Raw genomic sequence first — 12,241 nt, forward strand, 5'->3', positions numbered from 1 at the left:
CACGCCCCGTCGCCCCAGGTCGATAGCCTGGTGGTGACCCGGCACCGCCTGCCGCGAACCGGCAGCCGCGGCCCCACGAGCACCAGCCCCTGTGAGCGAGAATCCCGTGCACCACCTCCCCAAGGCCGAACTCCACCTCCACATCGAGGGGACCCTCGAACCCGAGCTGGCCTTCGCGCTCGCCGAGCGCAACGGCGTGCGGCTGCCGTACGCGGACACCGAGGAGCTCCGCACCGCCTACCGCTTCGAGGACCTGCAGAGCTTCCTCGACCTGTACTACGCGCTGATGACGGTGCTCCGGACCGAGCGGGACTTCGAGGAACTCGCCGATGCCTATCTCGCCCGCGCCGCCGCCCAGGGCGTCCGGCACGCGGAGATCTTCTTCGACCCGCAGGCGCACACCGCCCGCGGCGTCCCGATCGGCACCGTCGTGGAGGGACTCGGCCGGGCGCTGGAGCGCAGCGAGGAGAGGCACGGCATCTCCACCCAGCTGATCATGTGCTTCCTGCGCGACCAGTCCGCCGAGTCGGCCATGGAGACCCTGGAGTCCGCGAAGCCGTATCTGCACCGGATCAGCGCCGTCGGCCTCGACTCGGCGGAGGTCGGGCACCCGCCCGTCAAGTTCCGAGAGGTGTACGAGGCGGCCGGGGCGCTCGGGCTGCGCAAGGTCGCCCATGCGGGCGAGGAGGGCCCCGCCGCGTACATCCGGGAGAGCCTGGACGTACTCGGCGTCGAGCGCATCGACCACGGACTGCGCTGTATGGAGGACCCGGAGCTGGTGGAGCGGCTGGTCGCGGAGCGCGTTCCGCTCACCCTCTGCCCGCTGTCCAACGTGCGGCTGCGCGCCATCGACACCCTGGAGCGGCACCCGCTGCGGGAGATGATGGCCGCCGGGCTGCTCTGCACGGTGAACTCGGACGACCCGGCCTACTTCGGCGGCTACGTCGCCGACACCTTCCACGCGGTCCACGAGGCCCTCGGCCTGGACCGCGAGCAGCTGCGCACCCTGGCCCGCAACTCCTTCGAGGCCGCCTTCCTCGACCACGACGAGGAGCGCAGGGCCCGCTACCTGGCCGAGGTCGAGGCGTACGTGTTCGACTGAGAGCCTGTCGGACGACCTTTGATCAGAAAGCGGTCACGGCACGGTGCGTGTGATCAGAAGGCGGACACGGCACGGTGCGTGCCTTGCCAAGCCGCCGGGACGTTCTTGGGCGGGGTCTCCCCTGCTCGAACTGAGCTGAGAGCTCGGGGGAAGGAGCCGCCAGGACATTTCGGCAACGCCGGCGGGGGTCCCCTGGCCCTCAAGGCCTCGGGGGAGTGCGCGCCGGCGTAGCCGCCCGGTCAGGGGTTCCCCGACAGGCTCTGGACGGCCCCGGCCGACGGGCCGGCCGTCCGGAACGCGTCCCGGTCCGGACGGCCGCCGCGCAGCGCGGGCGGGCTGATCTCCGCGACGGCCTGCTCCGGCGCGCCCAGTTCGGGTACCGGGCCGGGCACCGCGCCGCTGCTGGCGGCGAGCAGCGCGGCCGGGGCACCGCCCCTGCGGCGCACCGCGCCCGGCAGCAGCGGCCGGCCGCCGGTGTGCAGGGCGACGGCCGTGAACGGGACGGCGACCAGGAGCGTGAGGGAGCCGAGCAGCAGGCCCATGACCGGGTACCCGACGCGCTCGGACAGCACGCTGCCGAGCACCGGCCCGCAGGCCACGCCGACGGACGAGGCGGAGCCCGCGAGGACCGCCCACCGGCCGCGCACGTCCAGGGACGCGGCCAGACCGATCAGGTACGACAGGACCACCGGGTAGACGGTGTTCCACAGGATCTCGCCGGTCGCGAACGAGCCGAGGTCCCCGGCCGACGAGCTGAGCACGATGCTCGCCGCGATGACCACCGTGCCCAGGCCGACCGGCACCGCCCGGCCGAGCCGGCCCCCCAGCACCCCGGCGCCCGTCACCCCGAGCAGGCCCGCACCGAGCGCGGCGGCGAACACCGCCCCGACGGTGACTTCGGAGAGCCCGACCTGCACCGTGCCGATCCGGCCGCTGACGCCCCACAGCGCGTTCTGCGCCATGGACCAGACGAGCATGCCGCCCGCCAGCACCAGCCCGGAGCGGCGGTGCGGCAGCCGACGGGCGACCGGGGCGGCGGTCCCGCCCCGAGTGGCCCCGCCGAGCCGGGCGGTGGCGGGGCAGACGAGCAGGGCGACCAGGGCGATCGACGCGAACGGCAGCCGGTGGCCGCCGCCGAGGTGCGGGATCGTCAGATAGAGGGCGCCGGCCGTCGCGGAGACGCTCAGCAGACCGAGCGACGAGGTCCGGTGCGGGTCGTGCCGTGCGGCGATACCCGCAGCGGCCACCGCGGTCGCCGTACCGGAACCGAGTCCGCCGACCATCGCACCGGCGACCACCAGCGGCACGGAGCCCGCCAGCGCCGCGCAGCCGTAGCCCGCCGCGGCGAGCACCAGCCCGGTCCGGGCGGCCCTGCGCGGGCCGAACGACTCGACCCGGCCCGCCAGCGTGAATCCGGCGACCGCCGAACTCAGCAGCAGGGCGCTGCCCACCAGGCCCGCCCGGGCCGGGCCCAGGCCCAGATGGACGGAGAGCCGCCCGACGACGGTGGGGAGCAGGTAGGCGGCGAGGTAGCCGGCGGTGAAGACGGCGACCAGGGGCCACGCGGCGCGCGGGCGCGGGGACATGGGCGTTCCTGAGGACACGAGGGCATGCCGAGGACGGCAGGGAGACAGGGGGATGGTGGTGCGGGGGAGATAAGGGGCACGCGTCGGCAAGAGTCGCCAACCGGGCTCGCGGCCCAATTTGTATCAACTGGTTCCGGCTCCCAGGAAGTCGCCCTGATGTGATCTGGGCCACAAATTGGTTTGCGTTTCGGTTGGCCGGGTAGACGCGGACTTTTTCGCAGGTCGGGGCCCTGGTGGTGGCGCGGCCTCAGGGGAGAAGTGGCGCGGACCCCTCCGCTTGATGGCCGGGATCGGGCAGACTGGCCAGATCTGCCACGACCGGGGAGTGCAAGGTGAGCGCGGACCATCCGGATATCGCCCCGCTGGACGAGGCCGCCCGGCGCGATGGCACCGCCCCGTCGGACGGGGTCGACCCGCTGGACGGGCTGCGTGCCCCGCACGACCCCGACTGCGACGTCTTCCTCACCGGAACGGTCTTCCTCGACATCATCTTCACCGGCCTGGACAGCGCCCCGGTGCGTGGCACCGAGTCCTGGGCGCGCGGCATGGGCTCCAGCCCCGGCGGGGTCGCCAACATGGCCACCGCCCTGGCCCGGCTGGGCCTGCACACCTCCCTGGCCGCGGCGTTCGGCGACGACCACTACGGGGAGTACTGCTGGGACGCCCTGGAGCACGGCGAGGGCATCGATCTGTCCATGTCGCACACCGTTCCCGGCTGGCACTCGCCGGTGACCGTGTCGATGGCGTACGAGGGCGAGCGCACGATGGTCTCGCACGGTCACGAGGCCCCGCCCCCCGCGGTCGTCCCGGGCGCTCCCCGGGCCAGGGGGCCCGCGGGCGCTCCCGGCCCCGCCGGAGCCGTCGGCGCCGCGCCGCCCGACGCGGGAACCACGTTCCCGTGCTGCCCGCCCCGCGCCCGCGCCGCCATCGCCTCGCTCACCCCCGGACGCGGCGAGCCGTGGGTCGCCGCCGCGGCCCGCAACGGGGCCAGGATCTTCGCCGACATCGGCTGGGACGAGACCGGCCACTGGGACCTGGACGCCCTCGTCGACCTGGAGCACTGCCGGGCGTTCCTGCCCAACGCCGAGGAGGCCATGCGCTACACCCGCACCGACTGCCCCCGCGCCGCCGCCCACGCCCTGGCCGAGCGGGTGCCGCTCGCCGTGGTCACCCTCGGCGCGGAGGGCGCGTACGCGGTGGACGCGGCGACCGGGGCGAGCGCCGAGGTGCCCGCCATCGAGGTCGAGGCCCTGGACCCGACCGGCGCCGGTGACGTCTTCGTCGCCGGATTCGTCACCGGCACCCTGGCGGACTGGCCGCTGGCCGACCGGCTGGCCTTCGCCGGACTGACCGCCGCGCTCTCGGTGCAGGAGTTCGGCGGGTCGCTGTCGGCCCCGGACTGGGACGAGATCGCCGCCTGGTGGCAGCGGGTGCGCACCTTCCCCGACCAGGACCCGGCGGCGCTGAGGCGGTACGCGTTCCTGGAGGACCTGCTGCCCGCCGCCGCCCGGCCGTGGCCGCTGCGCCGGGCCGTGCCGACGATCGGCTTCCGCCACCCGGCGTGACCGGCGGCACGCGTGTTCGTGGCGGGTACGAAAAAGCTGTCGGCGTTGTCCGCGGCGAGTCGTAGTCTTGGTATTCGAGAGGTTGTCGATCGGCGAGAACCCTGCAACGGGAGGTATGTGCAGGCCACAGGGCCGGCCCATGACGCAGACACCCATAGCCCAGACCCCCGCGCCCGGGCAGGCGCGAGCCCAGTTCACCGTCCCGGCCAAGCACCCGATGGTGACCGTTCTGGGCTCCGGCGACTCCCTGTTGCGCGTGATCGAGAAAGCCTTCCCCGCGGCCGACATCCACGTCCGGGGCAATGAGGTCAGCGCCGCCGGAGACGCGAGGGAAGTCGCCCTCATCCAGCGCCTGTTCAACGAAATGATGCTGGTGCTCCGCACCGGTCAGCCGATGACGGAGGACGCAGTGGAACGCTCGATCGCCATGCTCAGGGCGAGCGAGAGCGGCGAGGCGGAGGAGACGCCGGCGGAGGTGCTCACCCAGAACATCCTCTCCAGCCGCGGTCGCACGATCCGCCCCAAGACGCTCAACCAGAAGCGGTACGTCGACGCCATCGACAAGCACACGGTCGTCTTCGGCATCGGCCCGGCGGGCACCGGAAAGACCTACCTCGCCATGGCGAAGGCGGTCCAGGCACTCCAGTCCAAGCAGGTCAACCGGATCATCCTGACCCGGCCCGCGGTCGAGGCGGGCGAACGCCTCGGCTTCCTGCCGGGCACCCTCTACGAGAAGATCGACCCCTACCTGCGCCCGCTGTACGACGCGTTGCACGACATGCTCGACCCCGACTCGATCCCCCGGCTCATGGCGGCGGGCACGATCGAGGTCGCGCCGCTGGCCTATATGCGCGGTCGGACGCTCAACGACGCCTTCATCATTCTCGACGAGGCTCAGAACACCAATCCCGAGCAGATGAAGATGTTCCTCACCCGTCTCGGCTTCGACTCGAAGATCGTCATCACCGGTGACATCACCCAGGTCGACCTGCCGAACGGGACCAAGAGCGGTCTGCGCCAGGTCCAGGACATCCTGGAAGGCGTCGAGGACGTGCATTTCTCCTGGCTCACCTCCCACGACGTGGTCCGGCACAGGCTCGTCGGCCGTATCGTCGACGCGTACGAGAAGTACGACAGCCGAAACAGCCACCACGGGAAGTAGTCGCAGCACGCCATGTCGATCGACGTCAACAACGAGTCCGGAACCGAGGTCGACGAGCGGGCGATCCTCGACATCGCCCGCTACGCGCTCGCGCGGATGCGGATCCACCCCCTCTCCGAGCTCTCGGTGATCGTGGTGGACTCCGACGCCATGGAGCAGCTCCACATCCAGTGGATGGACCTGCCGGGCCCGACGGACGTCATGTCCTTCCCGATGGACGAACTGCGCCCGCCGTCCAAGGACGCCGAGGAGTCCCCGCAGGGGCTCCTCGGCGACATCGTGCTCTGCCCCGAGGTCGCGAAGAAGCAGGGCGAGGAGGCGGAGACCCGGCACTCCATGGACGAGGAGCTCCAGCTGCTCACCGTCCACGGGGTCCTGCACCTTCTCGGGTACGACCACGAGGAGCCGGACGAGAAGGCCGAGATGTTCGGCCTGCAGGCCGCGATCGTCGACGGCTGGCGCGCCGAGCGGGGTCTCACCGGTCCCTCGCCCGCCCCCACGATCTCGTGAGCGTTCCCCTCGTCCTGGGCGCCGTCCTGCTGGTCGTCGTCGGCTGGCTGGCGGCCTGCGCCGAGGCGGGCATCGCCCGCGTGTCGAGCTTCCGGGCCGCCGAGGCGGTCCGCTCCGGGCGGCGCGGCGCCCAGAAGCTGGAGCAGGTCGCGGCGGATCCGACCCGCTATCTCAACGTCGCCCTGCTGGTGCGGGTCGCCTGCGAGATGTCGGCCGCCGTCCTCGTCACGTACGCCTGTCTCCAGGAGTTCCCGAGGACCTGGGAGGCGCTGGCCGTCGCCGTGGCCGTGATGGTCCTCGTCTCCTACGTCGCCATCGGTGTCTCGCCGCGCACCATCGGCCGCCAGCACCCGCTGAACACCGCCACGGCCGCCGCGTACGCGCTGCTGCCGCTGGCCAGGGTGATGGGCCCGATCCCGCAGCTGCTGATCCTCATCGGGAACGCCCTGACCCCGGGCAAGGGGTTCCGCAAGGGACCGTTCGCCAGCGAGGCCGAACTGCGGGCGATGGTCGACCTCGCCGAGGCGGAGTCGCTGATCGAGGACGAGGAGCGCCGCATGGTGCACTCCGTCTTCGAACTCGGCGACACGCTCGTGCGCGAGGTCATGGTGCCGCGCACCGACCTGGTCTGCATCGAGCGCTACAAGACGATCCGGCAGGCGCTGACCCTGGCCCTGCGCTCCGGCTTCTCCCGCATCCCCGTCACAGGGGAGAACGAGGACGACATCGTCGGCATCGTCTACCTCAAGGACCTGGTCCGCAAGACGCACATCAACCGCGAGTCGGAGGCCGACCTCGTCTCCACGGCGATGCGCCCGGCGGCGTTCGTGCCCGACACGAAGAACGCCGGCGACCTGCTGCGCGAGATGCAGCAGGAGCGCAGCCACGTCGCCGTCGTGATCGACGAGTACGGCGGCACGGCGGGCATCGTCACCATCGAGGACATTCTGGAGGAGATCGTCGGCGAGATCACCGACGAGTACGACCGGGAACTCCCGCCCGTCCAGGAGCTGGAGAACGGCTGCTACCGGGTGACCGCCCGCCTCGACATCGGCGACCTGGGGGAGCTGTTCGACCTCGGAGAGTACGACGACGAGGACGTGGAGACGGTCGGCGGACTGCTGGCCAAGGCGCTCGGGCGGGTGCCGATCGCCGGTGCCTCCGCAGTGGTCGACCTGCCCGACGGGCGGCGGATCCGGCTAACCGCCGAGTCCACGGCGGGCCGCCGCAACAAGATCGTCACGGTGCTGGTGGAGCCCGTGGATCCGGAGGGGGAGGAAGAGGAGTGACTCCGCAGCAGCTGAGGGATTTCTGCCTGGAGTTCAACGCGAGCGTGGAGGAGTTCCCCTTCGGTCCGGAGATCTCCGTCTTCAAGGTGCTCGGCAAGATGTTCGCGCTCAGCACGCTGGAAGCGCGCCCGCTGACGGTGAACCTCAAGTGCGACCCCGACGACGCGGTGCGGCTGCGGGAGGAATACGAGGCAGTGGTGCCGGGCTGGCACATGAACAAGCGCCACTGGAACACCGTGACGGTCTCCGGCGTGCCGGACCGGCTGCTCCGCGAACTGATCGAGGACTCCTACGACCTGGTGGTGGCGGGGCTGCCCAGGACCCAGCGGCTGCGGCTGGACCGGGCCTGAGGGCCGTCCCGCCGTCCCTGGCGGGCGCACGACGACGGCCGCGGCACCTCGCCGCGTCGTCGGAACGCCCGCATGCGCCCGGCATGCGGGCGCTCCTCCGCCTCGCGCTGCACCGCACCGGACGCCGCGAGCTTTCCGGCAGACCCTTCCGGTCACAGCACCGGGGATCACGGGGGAGGGGCGTGCACCGGGGCTCGTATGCTCGGCACATGACTGAGAGCACCGAACTCGGCCCCGAGGACCGCAAGATCGTCACGCTGGCGCGCAGCGCCCGCGCCCGTAACGGCGTGCCGGAGGGCGCGGCCGTCCGGGACGAGACCGGGCGCACGTATGTCGCGGGCACCGTACGGCTGGAGTCGCTGAGGCTCAGCGCGCTCCGGACCGCCGTGGCCATGGCCGTGGCCAGCGGTGCCACCTCGCTGGAGGCGGCGGCGGTCGTCTCCGAGGCCGAGACCCCGTCGGACGAGGACCGGGCCGCGGTGCGGGACCTGGGCGGCCCGGAGACCCCGGTGCTGCTCGCCGGACCCGACGGCACCCTGCGGGTCAGCGTGACGGCGGGCTGACACCAGGGCCGGTCGAGGCCCCGCGCGGGCAGCGGGACCTCGACATCATCTGATGGGCCATCAGTCGGGGTGTTCCGTCGTCCTTGACTTCTTCTCGGCCGGAGCCGTCAATGAGCCCCCGTCGGCGCGGAGGAGCCGCTGCGCCGAGTCCCGCAGGAGGGGGCCCATGCGTCCGATCACGCATCCGACCATCCGAAGATCCGCCGCTCGAAGAAGCTTTGGCCGCGGACGCCGCTGGGCCGCCGCGCTGGGCGTGGGCGCGCTCGTCGTCGCCGGGGGAGGCGGGCTCGCGACGCCCGCGCAGGCCACGGTGACGGCCTCCGTGCCGGTCGACTTTCCCACCCACTGCATCCCGCCGGACATCGCGGGCATCCCGCCGATCGACGGGACGACGAGGGCCGAGATCACCGTCGACAACGCCGTGCCGGAAGTGGGCGACACGGTCACGGTCACGTACACCGTCGTCCAGCCGGCCGCGGGCAACCCGGTCGATCTGCCGCTGCCCGCCGACATCATGACGCCCACCGGCCGGGTCGCCGTCGGCGGAGCCCAGAGCGCGAGTGTCACCGTCACCGGGCCGAAGAAGAACGCGCCGGTGCCCGGCAAGGGCGCCTTCCCGTCGTTCTCGATGACCGGCACCTTCACGGTCACCGCGCCCGGCCGGATCACCCTGTCGCCCGGCGACTACAACATCCACACCAGCTACATCATGGAGCTGGACACCCCGTGCACGGTGACGGATCCGCCCGCCCCCGTCTCCGAGACGATCATCGCGACGGACGGTGGCGGACAGGTCAACGAGCGCTCCATCCGGCTCGGGGCCGCGTCCGGCGCGGTGGGTGACGCGGTCACCGTGACCGGGGCGAAGTTCACCCCGGGCGCGGCCGTCACGCTCGCGGGCCGGGCGGGCGACCGCCAGACCGCCGACACCGCCACCGTCACGGCGGACGCCACCGGCGGCTTCAGCGGCCGGATCACCGTCGACGACCCGGCGACCACCGGGATCGTCGCCTACGAGGGCGATGCCTGGGACGCGGCCAGGGGCGCGGGCCCGCAGGCGTACACCGTCACCGGGGGCGGCGAGGTCCCGGACGGCAGCCAGCGGCTCACCACCTCCGTCCGGGCGGGCACCCTGTCCATGGTCCAGGACGGGGACACCGTCGACCTGTCGGCGGTCGACTTCGGGCGCGGCGGCGCGGCCCGGGGCTCGCTGCGCACGGTGACGGTCGAGGACTACCGCGGCGGACCCGCCGGCTGGTCCCTGACCGGAAAGGTCACCGACTTCACCGGCCCCGGCGGCGCGGTCATCGGCGCGTCCGCGCTGCGCTGGACCCCGGCCTGCGCGACGAAGCCCGGCAGTCCCAGCACCTGTGCGGCCGGTTCGGCGGGACCGGTCGGCGGCGCGGGCGCCACCCTGGCGTCCACGCCGAACGGGACGGCCACCGGCGGTGAGTTCACCGTCGACGCGCGGCTCGCCCTGGACGTACCGGCGTACACCGCCCCCGGCGCGTACTCCGGCGTGCTCACCCTCACCCTCACCTGAGAGGGCCCGGCCGGTGGCCCGGGGCGCGCACCCGCCCGGGCCCACCGGCCCCGGCCCGCCCCTGCCGGTCAGCCGATCCTGGACCGGTCCGGCACCCACCGCCCCGGCACCCGCCTGTCCCGACCGATCCGGAGGCTCCGCACCATGCGCAAGCTGTATGTCCCCCTCCTGGCAGGCGCCCTCCTGCTCACCGGCGCCCCCGCCGCCCACGCCGCGGACAACGGCAGCTGGTCGGTCTACCCGGCCGCGGCGCAGAGCGGCCGGCGCCCGTACTTCTACCTCTCCGCCGACCCCGGGGCCACTCTCCATGACACGGTCACCGTCGCCAACAAGACGGACCGGTCGCGAACCTTCCGGCTGTACGCCGCCGACGCCTACAACACCGCCCGCGACGGCGGGTTCGCCGTCCGCTCGCGAGACGAGCGGCAGCGTTCGGTCGGCGCCTGGGCGAGACCCGGCCGCGACCAGGTCACCGTCCCCCCGCACGGGTCGGTCGGCGTCCCGGTCACCATCACCGTTCCCCGCGACGCCGAGCCGGGGGACCACCCCGGGGCCCTCGTCGCCCTCGACGACCGCGTCGAACCCGCCGCCGGGGGAGCCGTCGCCGTCGGCATCCGGCAAGCGGTCGGCGCCCGGATCCACCTGCGGGTGAACGGGCCGACGCTGCCCGCGCTCTCCGTGGACGACATCGAGGTCGAGCACACCCGGCCGCTGGTCCCGGGCACCGGCCGGAGCAGCGCCGTCATCTCGTACACCCTCCACAACCGGGGCAACGTCACCCTCGATCCCAAGGTCGCCCTCCGGGCCGAGGGACTCTTCGGCCGCACCCTGCTCGCCCGCGACCTGAAACGGATCCCGTCCGAACTGCTGCCCCGCCAGCGGGTCCGTCTGACCGAGCGGTGGGCCGACGCGCCCCAGCTGGAATGGGGCGAGATCGAGCTGACAGCGAGCGCCCGAGGCACCCGCGAGTCCGCCTCCGTCCCGTACATCGCGCTGCCCTGGCTGATGGCCGGGGTCCTGCTGGCGGTCGTCGCCGCCGGGAGTGCGGGGATCCTGCTGCGGATCCGCCGGAGGCGCGCGCGAAGCACCTGAGCCGGCACCCGGCGGGCGCGCCGCAGCCCTCGGTACGGCGGGACCGCCGGGATCGGGGACAATGGGCGCCATGAGCGTTCGACCTGACACAGAAGCCGCCGCACAGCAGGGCGCGGACCACGCACCCCACCGGGCCGGTTTCGCCTGCTTCGTGGGCCGCCCCAACGCGGGCAAGTCCACCCTCACGAACGCTCTGGTCGGCCGGAAGGTGGCGATCACCTCCAACCGGCCCCAGACCACCCGGCACACCGTGCGCGGCATCGTGCACCGGGAGGACGCGCAGCTGGTCCTGGTCGACACGCCCGGCCTCCACAAGCCGCGCACGCTGCTGGGCGAGCGGCTCAACGACATCGTGCGGACCACCTGGGCCGAGGTCGACGTCATCGGCTTCTGTCTGCCCGCCGATCAGAAGCTCGGCCCCGGCGACCGGTTCATCGCCAAGGAACTCGCGGGCATCAGGAAGACCCCGAAGATCGCCATCGTCACCAAGACCGACCTCGTCGACTCCAAGCAGCTCGCCGAACAGCTCCTCGCCGTCTCCCGCCTCGCCGAGGAACTCGGCTTCGAATGGGCCGAGATCGTCCCGGTCTCGGCGGTCAAGGACAACCAGGTCGGTCTGCTGGCCGATCTGATCGCCCCGCTGCTCCCGGAGAGCCCCCCGCTCTACCCGGAGGGCGACCTCACCGACGAGCCCGAGATGGTCATGGTCGCGGAGCTGATCCGGGAGGCCGCGCTCGAAGGCGTGCGCGACGAGCTGCCGCACTCCATCGCCGTCGTCGTCGAGGAGATGCTGCCCCGCGAGGGCCGCCCGGCGGACCGGCCGCTGCTCGACATCCATGCCAACGTCTACATCGAACGTCCCAGCCAGAAGGGCATCATCATCGGCCCGAAGGGCAGGCGGCTGAAGGAAGTCGGTACGAAGTCCCGCAAGCACATCGAGGCGCTGCTCGGCACGCCCGTCTTCCTGGACCTGCACGTGAAGGTTGCCAAGGACTGGCAGCGCGACCCCAAGCAGCTGCGGAAGCTGGGCTTCTGACCCTGGTGGGCCGAGGGCCCGGAGTCGAGAGCCCCAGGCCGACGCCGCAGGAGCCGTCGGCCGGGCGCCCGGTCAGCAGCCGTACGCCCGGTCCCCTCCCGGCCGGCTCACGCGCCCTCCTTCAGGACGCGTGAGACCAGGGAGCGCTGCGCGTCGGTCAGCCGGGGGTCCGCGCAGTGCACCGAACGGCCGTCCACCGTGATCCGGTACTGGAAGCCGTCCGGCACGCCCCGGGGCGGGGAGCCCTGGCCCGCGGCGAGTGCGGATTCGGCCAGCGCCTCCCACTCCGCGGCATCGGCCCGTCCGGAGGTGTCGACCTCGCCGTTGCGTGCGACACCGGCGAAGCCGCCGGTCCTGCTGACCTGAATTCGCATGCGCTTGTCCTCCATCGCCGGACGCCGCGGGCCCCGCCCTTCGGGCGGACGACGCTGCTTTCGAAACAC

At 72.7% G+C, this 12,241-nt stretch carries 12 protein-coding genes; 10 read left to right on the forward strand and 2 right to left on the reverse strand.

Annotated elements, in window-relative coordinates; all coding sequences use genetic code 11:
* The first annotated feature begins 106 nt into the window (after positions 1–106).
* Complete coding sequence (locus ACFYXM_RS15040) at positions 107–1,102, forward strand: adenosine deaminase (RefSeq protein WP_389289500.1); 996 nt, start codon at positions 107–109, stop codon at positions 1,100–1,102.
* A gap of 239 nt (positions 1,103–1,341) precedes the next feature.
* Here ACFYXM_RS15040 and ACFYXM_RS15045 read toward each other — a convergent pair whose 3' ends face one another.
* Complete coding sequence (locus ACFYXM_RS15045) at positions 1,342–2,688, reverse strand: MFS transporter (protein WP_389289424.1); 1,347 nt, start codon at positions 2,686–2,688, stop codon at positions 1,342–1,344.
* A 353-nt stretch (positions 2,689–3,041) separates the two neighbouring features.
* Between ACFYXM_RS15045 and ACFYXM_RS15050 the strand changes: the two genes are divergently transcribed.
* The 9 genes from ACFYXM_RS15050 (at position 3,042) to era (ending at position 11,798) form a co-directional block, all read left to right on the forward strand.
* Positions 3,042–4,253: a carbohydrate kinase family protein gene (locus ACFYXM_RS15050; RefSeq protein ID WP_389289502.1), complete on the forward strand. Its 1,212-nt coding sequence runs from the start codon at positions 3,042–3,044 to the stop codon at positions 4,251–4,253.
* Positions 4,254–4,392: 139 nt separating this feature from the next.
* Complete coding sequence (locus ACFYXM_RS15055) at positions 4,393–5,415, forward strand: PhoH family protein (RefSeq protein ID WP_389289426.1); 1,023 nt, start codon at positions 4,393–4,395, stop codon at positions 5,413–5,415.
* Positions 5,416–5,427: 12 nt separating this feature from the next.
* Positions 5,428–5,925, forward strand: a complete 498-nt coding sequence (gene ybeY, locus ACFYXM_RS15060; protein WP_389289428.1) for an rRNA maturation RNase YbeY — start codon at positions 5,428–5,430, stop codon at positions 5,923–5,925.
* Positions 5,922–7,214, forward strand: coding sequence for a hemolysin family protein (locus ACFYXM_RS15065; RefSeq protein ID WP_389289430.1), 1,293 nt, complete (start codon positions 5,922–5,924; stop codon positions 7,212–7,214). Before ybeY ends, ACFYXM_RS15065 begins: the two co-directional genes overlap by 4 nt.
* Positions 7,211–7,564 (forward strand): MmcQ/YjbR family DNA-binding protein, encoded by a 354-nt coding sequence (locus ACFYXM_RS15070; RefSeq protein WP_389289431.1) that lies wholly within the window; start codon positions 7,211–7,213, stop codon positions 7,562–7,564. The genes ACFYXM_RS15065 and ACFYXM_RS15070 overlap by 4 nt, the downstream gene beginning before the upstream one ends.
* 209 nt (positions 7,565–7,773) lie before the next feature.
* Positions 7,774–8,127, forward strand: a complete 354-nt coding sequence (locus ACFYXM_RS15075) for a cytidine deaminase (protein ID WP_351522015.1) — start codon at positions 7,774–7,776, stop codon at positions 8,125–8,127.
* Positions 8,128–8,293: 166 nt separating this feature from the next.
* Positions 8,294–9,670 carry a beta-xylosidase gene (locus ACFYXM_RS15080; RefSeq protein ID WP_389289433.1) on the forward strand — a complete coding sequence of 459 codons (1,377 nt, stop codon included), beginning with the start codon at positions 8,294–8,296 and terminating at the stop codon, positions 9,668–9,670.
* A gap of 144 nt (positions 9,671–9,814) precedes the next feature.
* Positions 9,815–10,762 carry a WxL protein peptidoglycan domain-containing protein gene (locus ACFYXM_RS15085; protein ID WP_389289434.1) on the forward strand — a complete coding sequence of 316 codons (948 nt, stop codon included), beginning with the start codon at positions 9,815–9,817 and terminating at the stop codon, positions 10,760–10,762.
* Positions 10,763–10,823: 61 nt separating this feature from the next.
* The gene (era, locus tag ACFYXM_RS15090) at positions 10,824–11,798 is read left to right on the forward strand and encodes a GTPase Era (protein ID WP_384420039.1); all 975 of its coding nucleotides are present in this window, start codon (positions 10,824–10,826) and stop codon (positions 11,796–11,798) included.
* 107 nt (positions 11,799–11,905) lie between these two features.
* On the opposite strand, the gene ACFYXM_RS15095 is transcribed toward era, so the two are convergent.
* Complete coding sequence (locus ACFYXM_RS15095) at positions 11,906–12,172, reverse strand: protealysin inhibitor emfourin (protein ID WP_389289436.1); 267 nt, start codon at positions 12,170–12,172, stop codon at positions 11,906–11,908.
* Positions 12,173–12,241 lie beyond the last annotated feature (69 nt).

It is taken from the genome of Streptomyces sp. NPDC002476, assembly GCF_042889785.1.
Classification (GTDB): Bacteria; Actinomycetota; Actinomycetes; order Streptomycetales; family Streptomycetaceae; genus Streptomyces.